A 21,929-nucleotide genomic window follows, 5' to 3' on the forward strand; every position below is an offset into this window, starting at 1 on the left:
CTCTTCGCGGGCAAGCCTCGCTCCTACGGTCGGTGCGATCTGTAGGAACGAGCGGTGCGGCGATCCGACTTGCCCGCGAAGGTGTCATGACAGACGCCGCTGAACTTCAATCGAACATGAACAACGCATCATTGCTGAACTGCGCTTCAAACCGGCTCGCCGGCATCGGACGGCCAAACAGATACCCCTGAACCTCGTCGCAACCATGCTCACGCAGGAAGTCGAGCTGCTCGTGGGTTTCCACGCCCTCGGCGATCACCGCCAGGTTGAGGCTATGGGCCATGGCGATGATCGCGCGGGCAATTTGCGCATCCTGCTCACCCGACGGCAGGCCGTCGACGAAGGTGCGGTCGATTTTCAGCACGTCGATGGGGAACTGCTTGAGGTAGTTGAGCGATGAGTAACCGGTGCCGAAGTCGTCGACCGCAATGCTCAGGCCGAGATTTTTCAGCCCGGCGAGTATCTGCATCGCTTCGCTGACTTCGCGCATCAGGATACTTTCGGTCAGTTCCAGCTCCAGGCACGCTGGCGGCAGGCCGGTTTCCTTGAGAATGGTGGCGATCCGCGTCCCAAGCTGGCCGTCGGAGAATTGTCGGGCCGAAATGTTCACCGACACCTTGGGCACCCGGACCTTGGCCTGATGCCAGGTCTTGAGTTGACGGCAGGCCTCGCTGATCACCCAGTCGCCGACATCCACCACCAGACCGAGCTCTTCAAGCACCGGGATAAAGTCTCCCGGCGGCACCAGACCGCGTCGCGGATGGCGCCAGCGCAGCAAGGCTTCGGCGCCGGTCAGGCGTTTGCCATCGCCGCTGAACTGAGGCTGGTAGTAGAGGACGAATTCGTTCTGTTCCAGGGCGTGACGCAAATCGCTTTCCAGCTCCAGACGCTCCAGGGCGCTGGCGTTCATGTCGGCCTGATAGAACTGGAAGTTGTTCTTGCCACGCTCCTTGGCGTGGTACATCGCGGTGTCGGCGTTTTTCATCAGCTGGCTGAGTTCGTTACCGTCCTGAGGGCTCAGGGCGATCCCGATACTGGCGGTGACGAAGAACTCGCGGCCTTCAAGCACGAACGGTTTTACCAGGCTGGCGAGAATCTGTTCGGCCACATGAATCGCCCGGTTCAAGGCGATTTCACGGGTGGGCCGCGGTTGCAGCAGCAAGGTGAATTCATCGCCACCCATGCGCGCCACGGTGTCGTCATCATCGACACAGCCGAGCAGGCGCGTGGCCATTTCCTTGAGCATACGATCACCGGCGGCGTGGCCCAGGGAGTCGTTGATCGGTTTGAAGCGGTCCAGGTCGAGGAACATCAGCACCACCCAGGACTTCTGCCGTTCGGCCGATTGCAGCGCCGAGTGCAGGCGATCCTGGAACAGCGTGCGGTTCGGCAGGTGGGTCAGGGCGTCGTAATAGGCGAGACGGTGAATCCGCTGCTCACTGGCCTTGCGCTCACTGATGTCGCTGAAGAAGCACACATAGCTGGCCAGATCGCCTTCGTCATCCAGCACCGCCGTAATCCCGACCCAGGCCGGGTAATGCTCGCCATTGCGTCGTTTGAGCCAGACTTCGCCTTCCCACGTGCTGTGCTGATGCAGTTGCTTGAGCACGTAACGCAGATGGGCTTCCTGCTGCTCGTCGACCGTCAGCATGTTCGGCAACTGGTCGAGCACCTGCTCCACCGCATAACCGCTGACACGGCTGAAGGCTTCGTTGGCCTGAACGATGTAGCCGGCTGGGTCGGTGATCAGGATCGCCGAGGTCGAGTGCTCAAATACTGTCGCGGCCATGCGCAGGTCTTTTTCGGCCCGGCGCTGCTGGCTGATGTCGCGACCGACGCCCAGCACGCCTTCGAATGCACCGTGTTCGTCCCAGACCAGCACCAGCCGCAGCTCGATGGGAATCTTGCGCCCGTCGGCCCGCAGGCAGTCGAACAAAAACAGTTGGGTCTGCACCTGACTGCGCAACAGTGCCAGTTGGTCGGGTTTATTCAGCGCTTTGCTGACCCGGTCCATCAGGTTGTAAATGCCGGTCAGTTGTTGCGGGTTGGCGATGGTCGATTGCCAGCCGTTCTGGAAAATCCAGTCGGCGTCGTAGCCCAGCACGGCTTGCACCGACGGGCTGACGTAGTTGAGGGCCATCTTGCTGTCGGTTGAGAAAATCACGTCGCTGATGCTTTCGGCGAGCATCCGGTAACGCTGCTCGCTGTCGCGCAGGGACTCACTGGCTTCGATCTGTTCAGTGATGTCCTTGGCCACGCCGATGATCCGCGTGACCTGATCGTGCTTGTCCCGCGCCAGCGCCTGTTCGCGAATGTCGAAACGCCGCCATTTACCGTCCCGGTGGCGGAAGCGCAGTTGGCACTGCAGCAATTGTCTGTAGCCGGCCTGCCGCTGGGTTTGGCGCGAGCGGTGGTAGAAATCGGCATCTTCGGGATTCAGGAGAATTTCCCAGAAATACTCGCCCATCTGGTGCAGTTCGGTACGGTTGTAACCGAGCGTCTGGCCCAGGTGGTGGTTGCTGAAAATCATTCGCTGGCTGATCACGTCTTGCACGTACAGATGATCCGGTACGGTGCGCACCACGTCGGACCAGAATCCTTCACGCTCCAGCAGCGACAGTTCGACGAGCTTGCGGCTGGTGATATCAGTGATGCTCAGGATCACCGCTTTATAGTCGTCCAGGTCTTCCGGTAAACGCAGGACCAGCCACAAGTGCTGGTCGCGGCCATTGGCGTCCTGCAGTTTGATTTCCAGTTCAAGCTGTTTCTGCTGGTTGAGCACCGCTTCGAGCACTTGATTGCCGATGGCGGTGCCGTCCTGCGGGTTGCCGTCGATGAGCAGTTTCCAGGCTTGATCGCAGGTGTTGACGTTGAGCAGTTGCAGGGCGACCAGATTGACCTCGGTGATGCGCAGTTCCTGCAGCAGTTGCTGGCGTTGTTGCGGCGTCTCGAGCCAAGCCTTCAGTTGTTCGCTGCTGTGCAGATGAGCCTTGTCGAAGAAGCTTTTGAGCCCGGACACGTCGAGCACACACAGGGCGACGCCGGTGCCTTCGAAAATATCCTGGTAGCGTCGACGGCCTTCGTGCACCTGACGCTGGCGGCGGCGCATGTTCAGCAGGGCGATGAGCGGCAGCAGGGAGAAGGCCAGGCCCAGAAGGCATTTGCCGATGAACGCCGGCAGCAGGTGTTCGATCATTCGTTGCCGGTCGAACAGCCCGCGCAGTTGCCAGTCGCTGCTGCTCAGGGGCACTGTCAGCACGCTGTTGGCCAGTTCATCCGCTGTCATCAACGCCGGTGTGGCCAAGGGCTGCGCATCGTCGCGGCTGATGATCTGGTGATTGACGCGGTTTTCCACCAGCCACTGTGGGCGAATACCGGCTTCGTTTGGAGTGGTGAGCGACGAGAAAAATGTCGGCGTCAGGCGCAGAGCCCAGTAGCCGCGGGTGCTACCGCTGGCCTGATGCAGGAGCAGATGCACCATCGAACCGTCATTGGCGTTGCTGAAATAATGGGCCTGGGCGTGACTGCGCCGCACCAGTTCGCTCAGGTAGTCGGCGTCGTTGCTGTCGTCGGCACTGTCGCCGAGAACTTTCCCGGAAGGGCTGAGCAACGCGAGGCTGCGCAGGTCGGGCAAGGATTTTTGCAGCTTGCGCAGCAGCACCTGCAGTTCGTCGGCGCTTTTTGGTTGTTCGACGATCGGTAGCAGGTTGAGGGCGATCTGGGCGTTGAGCGCCATGTTCAGGCTGACTTGCGAGGCCAGATCGGCGGTGTAGTCGATGGTGTATTGACGCTGGTTTTTCTGGGTTTCGCGAAGCTGATCCAGCAACTGCCAAAACAGCAGTGCGAGCAGCAGCAGGACGAGCGTCGCTAGCGCGCCCTTCAAGGATCCACGCAGGGGTGAGCCGGTCGCAGGATTGAGTGCGCTGACGAAAGAAGGGGGAGGGACATTAGACAAACTGTAATCCTGCGGTTTGGCTGGACTGGCGCGACGTGCACTATAAGCCGGACGCCCGGAGGGCGGCTAGCATGCCTTGAGTTGTGGCAAAGTGCCAGTCCCACTTGGCTGGACTGCCTCTCGTCATTAAGGTAGCTTTGCCGGTTACGCGGGAGCGTTCCAGCTCCTAGGGCTTTTTTAGCGCGCACGCATTGATACCCCATCAATTGGCCGACGCGCACAGCCTGGCCAGGCATCGCCTGCGCTCCAATCATTCATCAGTCACTGACCCTAGGTTCTCCATGGCTCAATACGTATTCACCATGCATCGGCTGGGTAAAGTTGTTCCGCCGAAGCGGGAAATCCTCAAAAACATTTCGCTGTCGTTCTTCCCGGGCGCCAAGATTGGCGTACTCGGCCTTAACGGTTCGGGTAAATCCACGCTGTTGAAAATCATGGCTGGCGTCGACACCGAGTTCGACGGCGAAGCCCGTCCGATGCCGGACCTGAACATCGGCTACCTGCCGCAAGAACCGATCCTGGACCCGACCAAGACCGTGCGTGAAGTGGTTGAGGAAGCGGTCAGCGTGATCAAGAACGCCCAGGCGCGCCTGGACGAGGTCTACGCGGCTTACGCTGATGAGGATGCCGACTTCGACAAACTGGCCGCTGAACAAGCCAAACTCGAAGCCATCCTGCAGGCCAGCGACGGTCACAACCTGGATCGCCAACTGGAAGTCGCCGCTGATGCGCTGCGTCTGCCAGCGTGGGATGCCAAGGTCGAATTCCTGTCCGGTGGTGAAAAGCGTCGTGTGGCCCTGTGCCGCCTGCTGCTGTCCGCACCCGACATGCTGCTGCTCGACGAACCGACCAACCACCTGGACGCCGATTCCGTCGCTTGGCTGGAGCATTTCCTCCACGATTTCCCGGGTACCGTGGTCGCGATCACGCACGACCGTTACTTCCTGGACAACGTCGCCGGCTGGATCCTCGAGCTCGACCGCGGCGCCGGTATCCCGTACGAAGGCAACTATTCGGGCTGGCTTGAAGCCAAGTCCGATCGTCTGGCTGCCGAATCCAAGCAGCAGTCGGCCCATGAAAAAGCCATGAAAGAAGAACTGGAGTGGGTGCGCAAAGGCGCCAAGGCCCGCCAGTCCAAATCCAAGGCTCGTCTGCAACGCTTCGAAGAAATGCAATCGCAGGAATTCCAGAAGCGCAGCGAAACCAACGAGATCTACATCCCGGCCGGTCCGCGCCTGGGCGACAAGGTCATCGAGTTCAAGAACGTTTCCAAGGGCTATGGCGATCGGGTGTTGATCGACAACCTGTCGTTCTCCATGCCAAAAGGCGCCATCGTTGGCGTGATTGGCGGTAACGGTGCCGGTAAATCGACCCTGTTCCGCATGCTGATGGGCAAGGAAACACCGGATTCTGGCAGCATCGAAGTCGGTGAAACCGTGCAGCTGGCGTGCGTCGATCAGAGCCGCGAAGACCTGGACGGCAGCAAGACTGTATTCCAGCAAATCTCCGACGGTTCCGACCAGATCCGCATTGGCAACTACGAGATCCCGTCGCGCACCTACGTCGGTCGCTTCAACTTCAAGGGCGGCGATCAACAGAAGTTCGTCAAGGACCTGTCCGGTGGTGAGCGCGGTCGCTTGCACCTGGCCCTGACCCTGAAAGAGGGCGGCAACGTCCTGCTGCTCGACGAACCGTCCAACGACCTCGACGTTGAAACCCTGCGTTCCCTGGAAGAAGCTCTGCTGGACTTCCCGGGCGCCGCCATTGTGATCTCTCACGATCGGTGGTTCCTTGACCGCGTCGCGACTCACATCCTGGCGTACGAAGACGACTCGCAAGCGGTGTTCTTCGAAGGCAACTACACCGAGTACGAAGCCGATCGCCGCAAACGTCTTGGCGAAGCGGCTACTCAGCCGCATCGTGTACGGCACAAGAAACTGGCCTGATTTCAGGTTGGTGCATGAAAAAACGGAGCCTCGGGCTCCGTTTTTTATGGGCTTCAGTTACACCGTGGCGCGGCTGTCGCGGGCAAGTCGGATCGCCGCACCGCTCGCTCAGGTGGTGATATCCGTAGGAGCGAGGCTTGCCCGCGAAGGCGTCCTCATGATCACCCGATTTCTATACTCAGAACCTCAATCAACAAATCCCCCGCCGGCCGCTTCCACAGCACTTCATCCCCGACCTGCGCGCCCAGCAACGCCCGCCCCAGCGGCGAGCCCCAGTTGATCAACCCACTCGCGGCATCCGCCTGATCCTCCCCCACCAACTGCACGCGTTGTTCGTTGCCCTGTTCATCGGCAAAGGTCACCCAGGCGCCCATCTGCACTTTGTTGGTCGAGGAGGCCGGTACGACTAACTGAGCGCTTTGCAGGCGTTGATTGAAATACCGCCAGTCACGCTCAAGGTCGGCCTGACGCTGTTTGTCCGCCAGTTCACCTCTCGAACTCTGTTCATTGAGCAGGTTTTGTACCTCGGCGACTTTCGCCTGAAGCTGCGTAAGTCCGGCGGGCGTGACGTAATTGGGCTGTGTGCTGACCTGCCGTTCGACTGGCTGATCGGCTTGCGCGGCGGCGTTATCTTCATTGACGAAGGCGCGACTCATGGTTTTCTCCCGTTATAGGGTTTGGGCCATGGTCGCAGGCTTTTAGTTTCGAGGGATGTCTGTCAGCGACTCATTGCGAGCGATAGGCACGGCCGGCGCCCTGATTCTTTTGCTGCTGCCAGGCTTTGTCCCGGTCGTCCCAATGATGGCGGCGATAATCCTCGCGATCCTCGCTTTCGCGCATCGCCTGACACTGGCGCAAGCCATCGCTCCAGCCCTCGGCGTACTGCTTGTCCTTGAGGTAACGCGGAACGTTTTTGCGAAACTCGCCAGTGATTGCGCCAGCGGCTTGCCGGCCACTGCTGCAACCGTCATCGAAGCCATCGGCGAACGCCGGTGGGTAGCCCTTGGCGATCAGATCCTCGTGGGTCGTCTGGCAGCCCGCGATCAACATCAGCAAACCCATCACTCCCACGCAACGCCACATCTCAGACCCCCGGGGCCGTTCTACGGCCTATATGAGAAGTCTAGGAGTGGATTCGTCGATGGGATGTGAAAGAGAGATCAAAAGATCAGTAGTGATACCACTTCACCTCAAGCATCACTTCGTTCTCGGGCGAAGCCAGGTGGCTGAATTCGCGCTGGGCACTCAGGCGCACACCTAGGTTGCGCGACAGTTCCCACTGCTGATTCAGACTCACGCTACGGCGCACTTCGCCATTGGTGAAGTAATCACCTTTGGTCTCCAGGCTGAAGTTGCCCAGCGGGTTTTTCCACAGCAGGCCCGTATTGAAACCCGCCGCCGGAGCGATGAAACCGGCGAAGTCGTTGTTGTGCTCCACGCGCACGGTGCCCAAGGCAAAGCCGAGCATGTCGTCGCCCAGTTGCCAGGTACCGCCGCCACCGCCATTGACGTGGCTGACCAGGGTTTCGTCATCATGTTTGCCGGGCACTCGCTCCAGGCCGCCGGTGACCTGCCACGAGAGCGGTTGCAGCAACTCATTGCGCGGGGTCAGGGAGCGGATGGTCGCCAGGTCCAATTGCTGCAACTGCCAGTGATTGCCTTCGTACTGGCGCAGTTTCATTTGCAGGATTTCGATCTGCGCACCGAGGGGGAAGCTCTCGGCGTTGTCGTTGAGATCGTGATACGCCATGCGCAGGCCATACTCGCCAAAGGCCTTGTCGCCCCGTGTGCCGATGCCGGCCTGCCAGGTTCGCGATTCATGTCCATCCTCGGGCAGGCCGGGTTGCGGGATGTCCAGTTCCGGTGCCGGGTTCTGGTTGATCGCCCGCAGCAGTTCGAAACTGCGCTGCGCCCGTTGCGGGTCACGTTCCTGACCGTTGGCGCGGTAGCGCTCCAGGCGATAGGCCGCGTCGATGATCAGCGCCTGACGCTCGCGCGGTTGAGCCTTGAACGCCGGCGCCTGCAACCGCTGCTGGTCGGCGCTGACGTTCAGCACCCAATCCTGTTCTTCATCGGTCAACGGCTCGGCGCGGCTCAGCAATTCACGTTCGCGAGACGGTCGATACTGAATGGATTCCACCAGTCCGGCTTCTTTCACCGCTTTCACGGTGTCCGTAGGAATCGCAGTCAGCGGGAATTGTTCGGTTAATCGCAGGCTCGGGCGGGCCACTTGCAGCAGTTCCAATAGGCGATAGGAGCAGTTTTCGTCGAAGAAGAAATAGTCGAACTGTATCTGCTTCAGTTCCCACACGTGCTCGACCATGCGCTCGGTTTCTGCCTGGGTCAGGTTCAGGCGGTATTCCCACAGATCGCGGTTCTCGAGACTGCGGTATTCCGAGAGTTTTTCCTGATAAGGCACCAGCGCAAACAAACCAGGATAGCCGCCCATCAAGCCTTTCCAGGCATACAGGATGCTGTTGTCGGAACCTTCAATGTACGCGCCGAAGTTGATCGCATAACTGAGCAGGGCGGTTTGATCGCTCTGCACATTGGCTTGATCGATGCGCAGCAGCGTGTGGCCGAACATCGATGACGGGCTGTTCAGATACGCCGCCGGGAAAATCATCACCGCACTGTGGGGCGAAACATCCTTGAACCATTGCTTGAATTCAGTGCAGGGAAGCGTCGGCAGATCGCTCAGGTTGAGCTGTGCCTTCAGCCAGCGGGTGCGGGCGGGGTAGACGCATTGCGCATGTTTTTCGCCGGCATTGGCCGGGGCGTACAGCGCTTGCACGGTCGCCGCCAGCTCACGGTCAGGATGTTCATTGCCGTCGGCGGCGAGGAAGAATTTCTTGTCACTGACATAGCTGCGCCAGCCGCCGAGCTTGGCGGTTTCGTAATGGCCCAGGGAAATCCAGAAGGGGTCGTTGGCCAGTTGCTGCAAACGTTGATTGTCTATGTGAGGCGCGGCGGACAGCGGGGCGCAGACACAGAGCGCCAGCCAGGCAAGGCGTTTGAGCATAGTGGGCAACTTAAGTCGAAAGAAACAAAGACCCAAAGGGGCAGGCCAAAAAGGGCCAGGTTCAAAAAATAAAACCCGCTCCCGAAGAGAGCGGGCGGGTCGAGCTTAAGCTTGAGTAGCGTACTTGGCCAGACGAGGATCGTTCTTCAGTACGGCCAGGGTGTTGGTATGCACGTCGTCAGCGGTCACGTCAGCCTTGCTGAAGATCTGCTGGAAGTGCTCATGAGTGACGGCGGCGAAGTGCGCACGGTCTTCCGGCGCCACGCCCATTACCACGGCGTAAGTGGTCAGCGCTTCGCCCTGACCCTTAGCCATGTCCTCGGACAGCTCGTTCATCATGCCATTCATGGCAATCCAGGATTTGCCGCCATAGGTCAGCGACGCGTTAGTCGAGCAACCGTTGGTACCAGAGGTCATACCGAAAGTTGCGTTGCCGGAAGTGCCGTTGGTGGTGGATGCCAGGAAGTGAGCCGGGGTGCCACGCTGACCTTCGAACAGCATGTTGCCCCAACCGCAATCCGGGCCGCCTGGCGCCTGAGCCATGGCATTAAGGGATACAACGGTGAAGAGAGTACCGAGAAGAATCCGTTTCATAGCTTTGTTCTCTTTATGTGCATACCAATGGACAAGGGGTCTGGCCCGATCTGGCGCCAGTGGGCCGGTTATTGTTCCAGCCGCGCAGTTTGGAGTTTAGGCACGTTCCTGAGGTTCCGTTATTTTTTGCATGACATTCGTTGAAAACATTGATTTAGACCCGGCCCGCTTAGCGATACCGCTTTGTCTATGCTTTGGCTAGAGGCGCGCCTTGCAAGTGAGGTATGGGCAGCGCCAGAATGCCGCTATCTGCCCCGCCTGATGTAAGGAAGCCCGATGCCTGATCCTGTTGCTGCCAGCTTGCGTCTAGCGCCTGAAGCGCTGACCCGTCCGTTTTCCGCTGAACAGTTCAGCTTCTCTACCACCAATGATTTGGAGCCCTTCCGCGGTGTGCTTGGCCAGGAACGTGCGGTCGAAGCCTTGCAGTTCGGTGTGGCGATGCCACGCCCCGGCTACAACGTATTCGTCATGGGTGAGCCCGGCACTGGCCGGTTCTCGTTCGTCAAACGCTACCTGAAAGCCGAAGGCAAACGCCTGCAGACCCCGGCGGACTGGGTTTATGTCAACAATTTCGATGATCCTCGCGAACCTCGTACCCTTGAATTGCCCTCTGGCACCGCCGGTGCCTTTATCGATGACATCAACGGTTTGATCGACAACCTGCTGGCGACTTTTCCGGCAGTGTTCGAGCACCCGTCCTACCAGCAGAAGAAAAGCGCCATCGACCGCGCCTTCAATCAACGCTATGACCGCGCACTGGATGTGATCGAGCGCCTGGCGCTGGAAAAGGAAGTTGCGCTGTACCGCGACAGCACCAATATCGCCTTCACCCCGATGAGCGAAGGCAAGGCCGTGGACGAAGCCGAATTTGCCCAGTTGCCGGAAGCCGATCGCGAGCGTTTTCACGACGACATTGCGTGGCTGGAAGAGCGGCTGAACGAAGAACTCGCCAGCCTGCCGCAGTGGAAGCGTGAGTCGAGCAATCAAATGCGCCAGCTCAACGAAGAAACCATCACACTGGCCTTGCAGCCATTGCTCGCACCGCTGTCGGAAAAGTACGCGGAAAACGCCGGCGTTTGCGGTTACCTGCAAGCGATGCAGGTGTACCTGCTCAAGACTGTGGTCGAGCAATTGGTGGACGACAGCAAAACTGACGCCATCGCCCGCAAGCTGCTGGAAGAGCAATACGCGCCGAGTCTGGTGGTCGGTCATCCGTTCAGCGGTGGTGCGCCAGTGGTCTTCGAGCCACACCCGACTTACGAAAACCTGTTCGGCCGCATCGAGTACACCACCGATCAGGGTGCGCTCTACACCACGTATCGCCAGTTGCGTCCGGGTGCGCTGCACCGCGCCAATGGCGGTTTCCTGATCCTCGAAGCAGAGAAAATGCTCAGCGAACCGTTCGTATGGGATGCGCTCAAGCGCGCCTTGCAATCGCGCAAGCTGAAAATGGAATCGCCGCTGGGCGAGATGGGCCGTTTCGCCACCGTGACCCTGACTCCGCAACATATCCCGTTGCAGGTCAAAGTCGTCATCATCGGTGCCCGCCAGCTCTATTACACGCTGCAGGACCTTGATCCGGACTTCCAGGAGATGTTCCGCGTTCTGGTGGACTTCGACGAAGACATCCCGATGGTTGACGAAAGCCTGGAGCAGTTCGCCCAGTTGCTCAAAACCCGCACCTCCGAAGAAGGCATGGCGCCGCTGACCGCTGATGCGGTGGCGCGTCTGGCGACTTACAGTGCTCGCCTGGCTGAGCACCAGGGGCGTTTGTCGGCGCGGATCGGTGATCTGTTCCAACTGGTCAGCGAGGCGGATTTCATTCGCCAACTGGCCGGTGATGAAATGACTGACGCCGGGCACATCGAACGTGCGCTCAAGGCCAAGGCCACGCGTACCGGGCGCGTCTCGGCGCGGATTCTTGACGACATGCTGGCGGGGATCATCCTGATCGACACGGATGGCGCGGCGGTGGGCAAATGTAACGGGCTGACAGTGCTGGAGGTCGGCGACTCGGCGTTCGGTGTGCCGGCGCGGATTTCCGCCACGGTGTATCCGGGCGGTAGCGGCATCGTCGACATCGAGCGCGAGGTCAACCTCGGCCAGCCTATTCACTCCAAAGGCGTGATGATCCTCACCGGGTATCTGGGCAGCCGTTACGCCCAGGAATTCCCGCTGGCGATTTCCGCGAGTATCGCCCTGGAGCAATCCTACGGTTACGTGGATGGCGACAGTGCATCGTTGGGCGAGGCTTGCACCTTGATTTCGGCCTTGTCGAAAACCCCGCTCAAGCAGTGCTTTGCGATCACCGGCTCGATCAACCAGTTCGGTGAAGTGCAGGCGGTGGGTGGGGTCAACGAGAAGATCGAAGGCTTCTTCCGACTCTGCGAAGCGCGCGGGTTGACCGGTGAGCAAGGGGCGATCATTCCTCAGGCCAACGTTGCCACGCTGATGCTCGACGAAAAAGTGCTGGCGGCGGTGCGCGCGGGGCAGTTCCACGTCTACGCCGTGCGCCAGGCCGATGAGGCGCTGAGCCTGTTGGTTGGCGAGCCGGCCGGTGCGCCAGACGCCGATGGCCAGTTCCCTGAAGGCAGCGTTAACGCGCGGGTGGTAGATCGCTTGCGGGTCATCGCAGAAATGATCAGCGAAGAAGACCTCAAGGAAGCCGAAAAAGAAGCTGCGCAGGAAGCATTAGTGGAAGCCAAACCCGCCTAAAACAGTGATCGTTCCCACGCTGCGTGGGAACGATCAGTGCCGTCGGTCTGGCGTCAATATTCACACAATGACCATTCGGCGCCTTTCGGTCTCACCTGACGTACAAGTCAAACTTTTCTTCTATTCTCAGCTCAAGGATATCGACAGTAATCACTGGATCGAGACAGCCCTCCCGTGGGGGCTGAATACCGGATCTACCGAGGGTCGCCGCCATGTCGCGCAACCTCTGCCTCACCCGTCAATGCCTGGGCCTTGTGACCCGTATCGAGTGTGCCATCCGCCCATTGGCGGGAGATACGGGCATGTGGACCTTACTCTTTGCCGCCGGAATGGCCGGCGAACAACCTTCTGCCATTAAGGCCCAGGGCCCGTTTCATGGTCCCTTTGTGGCTGAGTCGATCCTCGACACCATCGTTGAAAGTCTCACCCTGCACGGCTATGAGCTGGCCGATGATCCGCAAATCTGGTGCCTGCACCTGCAAGCTCAGCTGCGGGAAATCAATGGTGGCCGTTGCCGTAATCCTGGAGGTTTCGAGTTTCGACCCGAGCACTGACAGGCTATTGGGCAAGGTGGGACGTATCCGCCGTGTCGAGTTTGACCTCGAATCCATATTGCACGGTGGTGAGGTCGGTTCGTTGATAGGTTTCCAGTCGGGCAGGCTGCCCGTAGAAGTAATGCACGCCCAATAATGCCGGGCCGTCTGCGCTCGCATCGTGAATGACCGAAAGAATCTCTTTCAGATAATTGCCGCTGTCGTCCTTGGCGAAGAAACGCCAGTCCTGGACGGGAAACAGCTTCAGATCAACCACCAGCGCATTGCCTTTGAGCACCAGGCCTTTGGGCAACTGGTAGGCGTCGATGGCTTTCTTTTCGACGGTGGCGAGGAACAGCGGCATGGAGCCCACTGCGTAAGCCGGGGTTTGCGGAAACAAGTTCAAGTCGTAGGTGATGGTGCCGCGCAGGGGATCAATCTGGTAAGCCTGCGGCGGCAATTCAATCGGCTCATCGCGTTTGCCGTTACCGTCCTCGGTAAAGAAACTGACCGGGCTCTCACCGGGGTTGAAGGATGTGCCGAGCAATTCATCATTGAAGCTTTTGGCGTGATCGAACTCGATACGGGCGGCGCTGGGGTCTTCGACCGACTGACTGATGCTGACGTTCTTTTTCAGTTGTTCCTCGCCAAGCGCTGCGCCCTTGAGCCAGATCGGGGCCTGGTCGTCGTACACCACCACCGGCAAAGTCAGTGGCTGGATGGTCTTTTCCGTGGTGTGTGGGTCGAAGCGACGGACTGGCAGGTCCAGGTCCTTGTGGGTCACCGTGGCGGTTGAAAAGTCCAGTACGCTGACCTCGAGGGTCTCGACCGGCCCATTGAAGTACACCTTGGAATAACGGTGGCTCTGTTGCTTCTCAAACGCGCGCTGCTCGTCATCGATCTGTTTTTCGAAGCGCTCGCTCCAGGCCTCCTGCTGCTGCATTTTCGCCAGTTGCTGTTGATAGAAAGCAATTTGTGCGGCGGTTTCGTTGATCGAGCCTGAGCGCGCGAGAAACTGCCCGGTGCTGTCCTTTGCCTGAACGATCAGCGGGTTCAACGGTGTTTCGCTGACCTCGGGGGCCAGGGGTGCGCTGTTGTTGAATTCGACTTCGGCGTAGTTGTTGGCAAGTTTCAGCAGGGTGACGCTGAGGTTGTCGTTGGTGCGAGTCTGGCCAACGTCCTTTTTCGTCAGGTCGAAGCTGTAGAGCCGGCGCGGTGCGATCACTTCTACCTTGCCTTGCAGGCTCACCGGTTGTGGCTGGTTCTTGTTATCGACGTCCAGGCCATCGATGAAGGGGTAGGTCACTGTCAGGTCGTCGGGGTTGGTCAGGTTTGAACTCGACGGGCTCAACTGTATACCGGGATCGGTTTCCGACCATTCCGGTTGAAACGGGATGACGCGTTTGTTGCTCAGGGTCACCGATTGCCATTCCAGGCCATGAGGAAAGAGAAACGCGGCCGGAATGTTGAAGTTGAAAGGGAACACCGGTTGCAGATCGGTCAGGTAGTCGGAACTGGAGTCTTTGTGCAGCACGAACAGACCGTTGATGTACGTGTCGACCAAGGCTTGTGGCGTGGGGTAGTGCTTGAGCACGGCGAGGGCGTCTTCGCCGTATTCTGTTTCCACCGGTTTGCTGTCGAGCTTGAGTTGCGCGCGCTCGAGCAATAACAGTGAGCCGCCGAGTTCAGCCACGGCATCCTTGAGTTTCGGGTCCTGAATCGCATCCAGAGACTTCTCGAACTGCGCAGTCTTTTCCTCGAGGCTGACCTGGCGCTTCTCATCGCTGGGAGAGCAGGCGCTCATCAGCAAAGCCAGGCAAATTCCGGCGCTCGTTAGAGGCAATCGCACATCCATTTCCCGTCTTCCTGTCCGATGTCGCTGAGCTGTCAATGCTTTGGACACTAGCAGAAAAACCTTGTCACACACGCGCAGGTTGCGGATTTCCCGACGGTTTCTGGCTGCTTCTGGGTAAAGACAGGTGGCTGGTATACTCGCGGCCATTTTCAACCCCACGTGTGAGATTTAATGGAACGCTTTATCGAAAATGCAATGTACGCCTCCCGCTGGCTGCTGGCGCCGATCTACTTCGGCCTGTCCCTCGGGCTGCTGGCCCTGGCGCTGAAATTTTTCCAGGAAGTATTTCACGTCATCCCTAACGTGTTCTCGATGGCCGAGTCGGATCTGATTTTGGTGCTGCTGTCGTTGATCGACATGGCACTGGTGGGCGGTTTGCTGGTGATGGTGATGATTTCCGGTTACGAGAACTTCGTTTCCCAACTGGATATCGACGACGACAAGGAGAAGCTCAACTGGTTGGGTACCATGGATTCTTCTTCGCTGAAGATGAAAGTGGCAGCCTCCATCGTGGCGATTTCGTCCATTCACCTGCTGCGGATTTTCATGGACGCCAAGAACGTCGATCCTGAGCATTTGAAGTGGTACGTGATCATCCACATGACCTTCGTGATTTCGGCGTTTGCCATGGGTTATCTGGATAAGCTGACCAAGCACTGATCGCTTTTTATCGCTATACCAAACCGCCCGTCTGTTGCGAAACAGACGGGCGGTGTCGTTTGTGGCTTGTACTTTGATGCGCCGAGGCCTATGCCTGTAAGGATCTTGGCTCGCCACTGCGTGAGGTGTGTTGATGAACCTGCAAGAGTTGAATGCCTATGCCATCGCCGGGAAGGTCGATGAGCTGAACCTGATTTCAATGGAAGGCGGGATCTACACGTTGGAAGCGCGGATGCATGGCGCGGCGTATCCATTGAGCGATGCCCGCGGCCAGACGTTTCATCTGCGCTCGGTCGAGCACGCACGTGAAGTGCTCCACGCCTGTCCCTGCGTACCGTTCAACATTGTGCATACCTCGGTTCATGACGAAATGTGCGGGCTCGGTGCCAATGCGGAGGAAAGCCTGAAGGTGCCGATCACATTCCGTACGACATGGCAGCGCTGACGCCTCTCATCAACGCGATGGCATCTGTGCTAGTCTGCTGGCCCTTTTGGTTCCGGGCGCTCCGGGATGCGCTGTGCACGCACGGCAAGTTCCGGGGCCGTCCGCACAGCGGAGCAGTGTCATGTCCGAAGTAAATCTGTCTACCGACGAAACCCGCGTCAGCTACGGTATAGGCCGTCAGCTGGGCGACCAACTGCGCGACAACCCGCCACCGGGCGTTAGCCTGGACGCGATCCTGGCGGGTCTGACCGATGCATTCGCCGGCAAGGAAAGCCGTGTGGGTCAGGAAGAAATGTCCGCCAGCTTCAAGGTTATCCGCGAAATCATGCAAGCCGAAGCAGCAGCCAAAGCTGAAGCAGCTGCTGGCGAAGGCCTGGCATTCCTGGCTGAAAACGCCAAGCGTGACGGCATCACCACCCTGGCTTCCGGCCTGCAATTCGAAGTGCTGACTCAAGGTGAAGGCGCCAAGCCAACCCGTGAAGATCAAGTGCGTACTCACTACCACGGCACCCTGATCGACGGCACTGTGTTCGACAGCTCCTACGATCGTGGTCAGCCTGCAGAATTCCCGGTTGGCGGCGTGATCGCTGGCTGGACCGAAGCCCTGCAACTGATGAACGCCGGTAGCAAATGGCGTCTGTACGTGCCGAGCGAACTGGCTTACGGCGCTCAAGGTGTTGGCAGCATTGCGCCGCACAGCGTACTGGTATTCGACGTCGAACTGCTCGACGTTCTGTAAGGCTGTAACCCTGTAGGCGCTCCGCCCCTACAGGGTTTTTCAGCGTTTTTCATATCTCGATCTTGTGGTGCAGTTCGCTTGTCGGGCGCAATGCCCGGGCATAGCAGAACAGAAAAAGATTGCGCACCTGTTCCTTGAGCACCACCGGCTCGCTGGAACTCAAGCCGTTGACGTCCAGATCACCCTGATCCTGCAGCTCGTTCAAGGCTTCTTCTTCAAGCACCGCACAGACTTCCCCGGTTTCCCGATGCAGGATCCTGAGGTAAGGGTGTGGCCGGTCCAGCCAGGCATCGATCAAATAAGTCATGGGTCTCATCTCCATTGATTGGTTTCAATGAGAATAATTCCTATTCAATAAATAGCAAGGACCTATCGGCGGTTTGTTTTTTTCTGGGTAAAGATTGCGTAAGGTCAAAACGGCTGGCGTTTGGTTATTGCGAAGAATTGTTGGGTAAAGCAGGGGAGGGTGAAACACCATCCCACGCAGGGCGCAGGATGGAATACAACAGGCTCAGACTTTTCTGACGAACTCGGATTTGAGCTTCATCGGGCCGATGCCGTCGATCTTGCAATCGATATCGTGATCGCCATCGCACAGGCGGATGTTCTTGACCTTGGTGCCGACCTTGACCACCAGCGACGTGCCTTTGACCTTGAGGTCCTTGATCACGGTGATGGTGTCGCCGTCCTGCAGGACATTGCCCACCGAATCCTTTTTCACGGTGTCATCGGACACTGCTTCGGCTTCGCCGCTGGCGGACCACTCGTGGGCGCATTCAGGACAGATCAGCTGGGCGCCGTCTTCGTAGGTGTATTCGGAATTGCATTTTGGGCAGGGTGGCAACGTGCTCACTAAAGCTCCTTGGAGTCAGGGTCGCTAAAAGTCGCACATTGTATAGGGTTTTTAGGCGGAGGAGGGTGAGGGAGCAAACCTGTGGGAGAGGGCCCCCACAGGTTGAGGTCTATCAGTGCGTGCGCGCGACCGCAAACTCGCTCAACTCGACCAGCGCATCGCGATACTCGCTGGCTGGCAGCGCGTCGAGGCATTTGATCGCACGGGCCACGTAGTCGCGAGCCAGCTGGGCGGTGTAATCCAGCGAGCCTGACGCTTCCACGGCTTCGCGGATGCTTTCCAGGTCTTCGATGCCGCCTTTCTGGATCGCCTTGCGAACCAGTGCAGCCTGCTCCGGCGTACCTTCACGCATGGTGTAGATCAGCGGCAGGGTCGGCTTCCCTTCAGCCAGGTCGTCACCGACGTTCTTGCCCAGGGTTTCAGCGTCACCTTTGTAGTCCAGCAGGTCGTCGACCAGTTGGAACGCCACGCCCAAATGGTCGCCAAACGTGCGCAGGGCTTCAGCCTGTTCCGCTGTGGCTTCGCAGAGAGCTGCGGCACTGTGGGTCGACGCTTCGAAGAGCATCGCGGTCTTGCCGCGGATGACTTCCATGTAGGTTTCTTCAGTGGTGCTGGCGTCACGGACCTTGGACAGCTGCAACACTTCGCCTTCGGCGATGATGCGCGTGGCTTGCGAAAGGATCTTCATCACCGGCATGGAGCCCAGTTCGACCATCATTTCGAAGGACCGCGAATACAGGAAGTCACCCACCAGCACGCTTGGGGCGTTACCCCACATGGCGTTGGCGGTCGAGCGGCCACGGCGCATGCCGGACATGTCGACCACGTCGTCATGCAGCAGGGTCGCGGTGTGCAGGAACTCGACGGTCGCGGCCAGCAGGCGCAGGTCATCGCCTTCGCGGCCCAGGGCCTTGCCACACAGCAAGACTAATAATGGACGCAGGCGTTTACCGCCAGCCGAGGTTATGTAGTCGCCGATTTTCGATACCAGCGGCACTCGGGAAGTCAGCTGCTTCTTGATGATGCCGTCGACGGCGCTAAAATCGTCCGCCACCGCGCGGTAGAAAGCTTGGGGTTGCATCAGCGACAGTTGCTCCAGAAGGGTTGCGCGGCATGCTAGGACCCGCGTCGGCGAGTGTCAAGGTACGATGGACGGCCTCTTGCATCGCCCCGGTAGCTTGCGTACAATCGCGCACCCTGAACTTCCTGGGCAGCACCTGCCTTACGCAATTGCAAACAGGCCTTCCAGCCTTATGCAGCCATGCCAGCCAATACCTCTTCTTATAAAGAGCTGGGTGAGCAGGATTATCGGAGAAATACCATGTCTTATGCAGTAATCGTTACTGGTGGCAAGCAGTACAAAGTTGCTCCAGGTGAATACCTGAAGATCGAAAAACTGGAAATCGCTACCGGCGAATCCGTTACTTTTGATCGCGTTCTGTTGGTTGCCAATGGCGACGACGTGAATATCGGCGCTCCAGTTGTTCCTGGCGCTACCGTTGTGGCTGAAGTGATCTCCCAAGGTCGTCACGATAAAGTCCGCATCATCAAGTTCCGTCGTCGTAAGCACCACATGAAGCGTATGGGCCACCGCCAGTGGTACACCGAGATCAAAATCACCGGTATTCAGGCTTAATTTCAGCCTAATTCCTCACTAGGAGAATTGACTCATGGCACACAAAAAAGCTGGTGGTAGTACCCGTAACGGTCGCGACTCAGAAGCCAAACGCCTTGGCGTGAAGATGTATGGCGGCCAGGTTATCATTCCGGGCAACATCATCGTGCGTCAGCGCGGCACCCAATTCCACGCTGGCTACGGCGTTGGCATGGGCAAAGATCACACTCTGTTCGCTAAAATCGACGGCGTGATCAAGTTCGAAGTAAAAGGCGCTTTCAATCGCCGTTACGTAAGCATTGTCCCGAAGACTGAAGTCGTCGCGGCATAATTACGCAGTTGCTGGAAAAGCCCTGTCTTGCGACGGGGCTTTTTCGTTTGTGGGGTGAGTCTCTTGCAAAGCTGTTTGTGATGGGCTCCAGCGCTGGATTTGCGGTCGTTGATTGAGGTCGCTGCGCTCATTTTTGCAAGAGTCTTATGTCTAGGTTTTTTCGGCTCGTCCGTATGGCGAGAGGCGTTTTGTTATGAAGTTTGTTGATGAAGTATCGATTCGAGTAAAGGCCGGTGACGGCGGCAACGGTTGCATGAGCTTCCGTCGCGAAAAATTCATTGAAAACGGCGGCCCGAACGGCGGTGACGGTGGTGATGGCGGCTCGGTCTACATGATCGCCGACGAAAACCTCAACACCCTGGTGGACTACCGTTACACCCGGCATTTCGATGCCGAGCGCGGTTCCAACGGCGGCAGCACCGACTGCACCGGCAAGAAAGGTGAAGAGCTGGTGCTGCGTGTTCCGGTGGGCACCACGGTCATCGACTCTGCCACCCAGGAAATAATCGGCGACTTGACCAAGGCCGGTCAAAAGCTGTTGGTCGCGCACGGCGGCTGGCACGGTCTGGGTAACACCCGATTCAAGTCCAGTACCAACCGTGCTCCGCGTCAGACCACTCCGGGCAAACCGGGTGAGGCGCGTGATCTGAAGCTGGAAATGAAGGTGTTGGCTGACGTCGGTCTGCTGGGTTTGCCGAATGCTGGCAAAAGTACCTTCATTCGTTCGGTGTCGGCCGCCAAGCCGAAAGTCGCCGACTACCCGTTCACCACGTTGGTGCCGAACCTGGGTGTGGTCAGTGTCGATCGCTGGAAAAGCTTTGTGGTCGCGGACATTCCGGGTCTGATCGAAGGCGCTTCCGATGGTGCGGGTCTGGGAATTCGTTTCCTCAAGCACTTGTCGCGTACGCGTCTGCTGTTGCACCTCGTGGACATGGCGCCGCTCGATGACGCCAGCGCCCCGGATGCCGCTGAAGTGATCGTCAGCGAGCTGACCAAGTTCAGCCCGTCCCTGGCTGAGCGTGATCGTTGGTTGGTGCTGAACAAGTGCGACCAGATCCTTGAAGAAGAGCACGATGCTCGCGTCAAGGAGATCGTTGATCGCCTGGAATGGACCGGTCCGGTCTACGTGATCTCGGCCATCTCCAAGCTGGGCACTGAGCGTCTTTGCCACGACATCATGCGTTACATGGAGGATCGTGCCGATCGCCTGGCTAACGACCCGGTCTACAAAGAAGAGTTGGCCGAGCTCGATCAGCACATCGAAGACGAAGCCCGTGCTCAGCTGCAGGCGCTGGATGACCAGCGTGCCCTGCGTCGTAGCGGCGTGAAGTCGGTCCACGATATCGGCGACGATGATTGGGATGAAGAAGATGTGGATGACGAAGACGGTCCGGAAATCATTTACGTGCGTGACTGATTCGTTGCGATAAACTTAAACGCCGCTCACCAGAGCGGCGTTTTAGTATCTGGAAATCGGTAGTCACGAATAACGTCACGGGCAGCGCTGGGTCGCGCTGTCCTCAAGCTAGGGTTGAAGATGATGCGGAGCAAGGTGACAGGTGCGCAGCGTTGGGTCGTGAAGATCGGCAGCGCTTTGCTGACAGCGGACGGCAAGGGCCTGGATCGCGCGGCAATGGGTGTTTGGGTCCAGCAGATGGTGGCTTTGCATGAGGCGGGCGTCGAGCTGGTGCTGGTGTCCTCCGGGGCGGTGGCCGCTGGCATGAGTCGCTTGGGCTGGACCGTACGACCCAGTGCGATGCACGAGTTGCAGGCCGCTGCTGCCATCGGTCAGATGGGCCTGGTGCAGGCCTGGGAGTCGAGCTTTGCCGAGCATGGCCGGCATACCGCGCAGATTCTCCTGACTCACGACGACTTGTCCGACCGCAAGCGCTACCTGAACGCCCGCAGCACCTTGCGAGCGTTGGTTGAGCTGAAAGTTATCCCGGTGATCAACGAAAACGACACTGTGGTCACTGACGAAATCCGTTTCGGTGACAACGACACCCTGGCGGCGCTGGTAGCCAACCTGGTCGAAGCTGACTTGCTGGTGATCCTCACCGATCGCGACGGCATGTTCGACGCCGATCCGCGCAACAACCCTGACGCCAATCTGATTTACGAAGCGCGCGCCGATGATCCGGCACTGGATGCGGTAGCGGGCGGTACAGGTGGCGCGCTGGGTCGTGGCGGCATGCAGACCAAATTGCGCGCTGCGCGGCTGGCGGCTCGTTCCGGTGCGCATACCATCATCGTCGGCGGCCGTATTGAGCGCGTGCTGGATCGCCTCAAGGCGGGCGAGCGCATCGGCACCTTGCTGTCGCCCGAGCGCGGCATGCTGGCGGCGCGCAAGCAATGGCTGGCTGGGCACCTGCAAACCCGCGGCACGCTCGTGCTGGATGCTGGTGCGGTGACGGCGCTGTCCCAGGGCAACAAAAGTTTGCTGCCCGTAGGTGTCAAGCGGGTCCAGGGTAGCTTCCGTCGTGGCGAGATGGTGGTTTGCGTGGCGCCGGACGGTCGTGAAATCGCCCGAGGCCTGGCCAACTACAGTGCGCTGGAAGCACAAAAAATCATCGGTCAGTCGTCTGAGGCGATTGTCGGTCTGTTGGGTTACATGGCGGAGCCTGAACTGGTTCACCGCGATAACCTGATTCTGGTCTGAAGGAATA

At 58.8% G+C, this 21,929-nt stretch carries 19 protein-coding genes; 10 read left to right on the forward strand and 9 right to left on the reverse strand.

Annotated elements, in window-relative coordinates; translation table 11 throughout:
- Positions 1–106 precede the first annotated feature (106 nt).
- Complete coding sequence (locus ACYZT0_RS00260) at positions 107–3,955, reverse strand: sensor domain-containing protein (RefSeq protein WP_462044155.1); 3,849 nt, start codon at positions 3,953–3,955, stop codon at positions 107–109.
- 281 nt (positions 3,956–4,236) lie between these two features.
- Here ACYZT0_RS00260 and ettA point away from each other — a divergent pair, with 281 nt between their 5' ends.
- On the forward strand, positions 4,237–5,901 hold the full coding sequence (gene ettA / locus ACYZT0_RS00265) for an energy-dependent translational throttle protein EttA (RefSeq protein ID WP_059402021.1): 1,665 nt from the start codon (positions 4,237–4,239) through the stop codon (positions 5,899–5,901).
- A gap of 161 nt (positions 5,902–6,062) precedes the next feature.
- Here ettA and ACYZT0_RS00270 read toward each other — a convergent pair whose 3' ends face one another.
- The 4 genes from ACYZT0_RS00270 to ACYZT0_RS00285 form a co-directional block, all read right to left on the reverse strand.
- A complete protein-coding gene (locus ACYZT0_RS00270) occupies positions 6,063–6,557 on the reverse strand; it encodes a GreA/GreB family elongation factor (RefSeq protein WP_462044156.1) in 495 nt (164 codons plus the stop codon).
- 70 nt (positions 6,558–6,627) lie between these two features.
- Complete coding sequence (locus ACYZT0_RS00275; RefSeq protein ID WP_462044157.1) at positions 6,628–6,984, reverse strand: hypothetical protein; 357 nt, start codon at positions 6,982–6,984, stop codon at positions 6,628–6,630.
- Positions 6,985–7,069: 85 nt separating this feature from the next.
- Positions 7,070–8,923: an Lnb N-terminal periplasmic domain-containing protein gene (locus tag ACYZT0_RS00280; RefSeq protein ID WP_462044158.1), complete on the reverse strand. Its 1,854-nt coding sequence runs from the start codon at positions 8,921–8,923 to the stop codon at positions 7,070–7,072.
- 105 nt (positions 8,924–9,028) lie between these two features.
- Entirely contained in the window at positions 9,029–9,517 is a 489-nt protein-coding gene (locus ACYZT0_RS00285) for a DUF3015 domain-containing protein (protein ID WP_462044159.1), read from the reverse strand.
- Between the two features lie 276 nt (positions 9,518–9,793).
- Here ACYZT0_RS00285 and ACYZT0_RS00290 point away from each other — a divergent pair, with 276 nt between their 5' ends.
- Together ACYZT0_RS00290 and ACYZT0_RS00295 are read left to right on the forward strand one after the other, a co-directional pair.
- Positions 9,794–12,232 carry a Lon protease family protein gene (locus ACYZT0_RS00290; RefSeq protein ID WP_462044160.1) on the forward strand — a complete coding sequence of 813 codons (2,439 nt, stop codon included), beginning with the start codon at positions 9,794–9,796 and terminating at the stop codon, positions 12,230–12,232.
- Between the two features lie 212 nt (positions 12,233–12,444).
- The gene (locus ACYZT0_RS00295) at positions 12,445–12,786 is read left to right on the forward strand and encodes a PA4575 family protein (protein WP_046048783.1); all 342 of its coding nucleotides are present in this window, start codon (positions 12,445–12,447) and stop codon (positions 12,784–12,786) included.
- A 4-nt stretch (positions 12,787–12,790) separates the two neighbouring features.
- On the opposite strand, the gene ACYZT0_RS00300 is transcribed toward ACYZT0_RS00295, so the two are convergent.
- The gene (locus tag ACYZT0_RS00300; protein ID WP_462044161.1) at positions 12,791–14,620 is read right to left on the reverse strand and encodes a hypothetical protein; all 1,830 of its coding nucleotides are present in this window, start codon (positions 14,618–14,620) and stop codon (positions 12,791–12,793) included.
- A 171-nt stretch (positions 14,621–14,791) separates the two neighbouring features.
- On the opposite strand from ACYZT0_RS00300, the gene ACYZT0_RS00305 reads away from it, so the two are divergent.
- From ACYZT0_RS00305 to ACYZT0_RS00315, 3 genes are all read left to right on the forward strand, one after another.
- A complete protein-coding gene (locus ACYZT0_RS00305) occupies positions 14,792–15,280 on the forward strand; it encodes a TIGR00645 family protein (protein ID WP_033054284.1) in 489 nt (162 codons plus the stop codon).
- Positions 15,281–15,413: 133 nt separating this feature from the next.
- Positions 15,414–15,725 (forward strand): DUF6482 family protein, encoded by a 312-nt coding sequence (locus tag ACYZT0_RS00310; protein WP_462044162.1) that lies wholly within the window; start codon positions 15,414–15,416, stop codon positions 15,723–15,725.
- A gap of 121 nt (positions 15,726–15,846) precedes the next feature.
- A complete protein-coding gene (locus ACYZT0_RS00315) occupies positions 15,847–16,464 on the forward strand; it encodes an FKBP-type peptidyl-prolyl cis-trans isomerase (protein WP_462044163.1) in 618 nt (205 codons plus the stop codon).
- A gap of 49 nt (positions 16,465–16,513) precedes the next feature.
- Here ACYZT0_RS00315 and ACYZT0_RS00320 read toward each other — a convergent pair whose 3' ends face one another.
- From ACYZT0_RS00320 to ACYZT0_RS00330, 3 genes are all read right to left on the reverse strand, one after another.
- Positions 16,514–16,771, reverse strand: coding sequence for a PA4570 family protein (locus ACYZT0_RS00320; protein ID WP_462044164.1), 258 nt, complete (start codon positions 16,769–16,771; stop codon positions 16,514–16,516).
- 204 nt (positions 16,772–16,975) lie between these two features.
- Entirely contained in the window at positions 16,976–17,317 is a 342-nt protein-coding gene (locus ACYZT0_RS00325) for a zinc ribbon domain-containing protein YjdM (RefSeq protein ID WP_008154270.1), read from the reverse strand.
- Positions 17,318–17,429: 112 nt separating this feature from the next.
- Entirely contained in the window at positions 17,430–18,398 is a 969-nt protein-coding gene (locus tag ACYZT0_RS00330; RefSeq protein WP_462044165.1) for a polyprenyl synthetase family protein, read from the reverse strand.
- A 240-nt stretch (positions 18,399–18,638) separates the two neighbouring features.
- Between ACYZT0_RS00330 and rplU the strand changes: the two genes are divergently transcribed.
- From rplU to proB, 4 genes are all read left to right on the forward strand, one after another.
- Positions 18,639–18,953 carry a 50S ribosomal protein L21 gene (rplU, locus tag ACYZT0_RS00335; protein ID WP_007901869.1) on the forward strand — a complete coding sequence of 105 codons (315 nt, stop codon included), beginning with the start codon at positions 18,639–18,641 and terminating at the stop codon, positions 18,951–18,953.
- Between the two features lie 34 nt (positions 18,954–18,987).
- Positions 18,988–19,263 (forward strand): 50S ribosomal protein L27, encoded by a 276-nt coding sequence (rpmA, locus tag ACYZT0_RS00340; RefSeq protein WP_003215862.1) that lies wholly within the window; start codon positions 18,988–18,990, stop codon positions 19,261–19,263.
- A 193-nt stretch (positions 19,264–19,456) separates the two neighbouring features.
- The gene (gene cgtA, locus ACYZT0_RS00345; RefSeq protein WP_462044166.1) at positions 19,457–20,680 is read left to right on the forward strand and encodes an Obg family GTPase CgtA; all 1,224 of its coding nucleotides are present in this window, start codon (positions 19,457–19,459) and stop codon (positions 20,678–20,680) included.
- Positions 20,681–20,803: 123 nt separating this feature from the next.
- Positions 20,804–21,922, forward strand: coding sequence for a glutamate 5-kinase (gene proB, locus ACYZT0_RS00350; RefSeq protein ID WP_462046657.1), 1,119 nt, complete (start codon positions 20,804–20,806; stop codon positions 21,920–21,922).
- The last annotated feature ends 7 nt before the right edge of the window (positions 21,923–21,929 follow it).

The organism is Pseudomonas sp. ZS1P83 (assembly GCF_054897825.1).

Excerpts from the sequence above, each read along its gene's own strand:
- ettA (WP_059402021.1), top strand. The coding sequence starts at position 4,237 with ATGGCTCAATACGTATTCACCATGCATCGGCTGGGTAAAGTTGTTCCG.
- ACYZT0_RS00270 (WP_462044156.1), bottom strand. The coding sequence starts at position 6,557 with ATGAGTCGCGCCTTCGTCAATGAAGATAACGCCGCCGCGCAAGCCGAT.
- ACYZT0_RS00275 (WP_462044157.1), bottom strand. The coding sequence starts at position 6,984 with ATGTGGCGTTGCGTGGGAGTGATGGGTTTGCTGATGTTGATCGCGGGC.
- ACYZT0_RS00280 (WP_462044158.1), bottom strand. The coding sequence starts at position 8,923 with ATGCTCAAACGCCTTGCCTGGCTGGCGCTCTGTGTCTGCGCCCCGCTG.
- ACYZT0_RS00285 (WP_462044159.1), bottom strand. The coding sequence starts at position 9,517 with ATGAAACGGATTCTTCTCGGTACTCTCTTCACCGTTGTATCCCTTAAT.
- ACYZT0_RS00290 (WP_462044160.1), top strand. The coding sequence starts at position 9,794 with ATGCCTGATCCTGTTGCTGCCAGCTTGCGTCTAGCGCCTGAAGCGCTG.
- ACYZT0_RS00295 (WP_046048783.1), top strand. The coding sequence starts at position 12,445 with ATGTCGCGCAACCTCTGCCTCACCCGTCAATGCCTGGGCCTTGTGACC.
- ACYZT0_RS00300 (WP_462044161.1), bottom strand. The coding sequence starts at position 14,620 with ATGGATGTGCGATTGCCTCTAACGAGCGCCGGAATTTGCCTGGCTTTG.
- ACYZT0_RS00305 (WP_033054284.1), top strand. The coding sequence starts at position 14,792 with ATGGAACGCTTTATCGAAAATGCAATGTACGCCTCCCGCTGGCTGCTG.
- ACYZT0_RS00310 (WP_462044162.1), top strand. The coding sequence starts at position 15,414 with ATGAACCTGCAAGAGTTGAATGCCTATGCCATCGCCGGGAAGGTCGAT.
- ACYZT0_RS00315 (WP_462044163.1), top strand. The coding sequence starts at position 15,847 with ATGTCCGAAGTAAATCTGTCTACCGACGAAACCCGCGTCAGCTACGGT.
- ACYZT0_RS00320 (WP_462044164.1), bottom strand. The coding sequence starts at position 16,771 with ATGACTTATTTGATCGATGCCTGGCTGGACCGGCCACACCCTTACCTC.
- ACYZT0_RS00330 (WP_462044165.1), bottom strand. The coding sequence starts at position 18,398 with ATGCAACCCCAAGCTTTCTACCGCGCGGTGGCGGACGATTTTAGCGCC.
- rplU (WP_007901869.1), top strand. The coding sequence starts at position 18,639 with ATGTCTTATGCAGTAATCGTTACTGGTGGCAAGCAGTACAAAGTTGCT.
- rpmA (WP_003215862.1), top strand. The coding sequence starts at position 18,988 with ATGGCACACAAAAAAGCTGGTGGTAGTACCCGTAACGGTCGCGACTCA.
- cgtA (WP_462044166.1), top strand. The coding sequence starts at position 19,457 with ATGAAGTTTGTTGATGAAGTATCGATTCGAGTAAAGGCCGGTGACGGC.
- proB (WP_462046657.1), top strand. The coding sequence starts at position 20,804 with ATGCGGAGCAAGGTGACAGGTGCGCAGCGTTGGGTCGTGAAGATCGGC.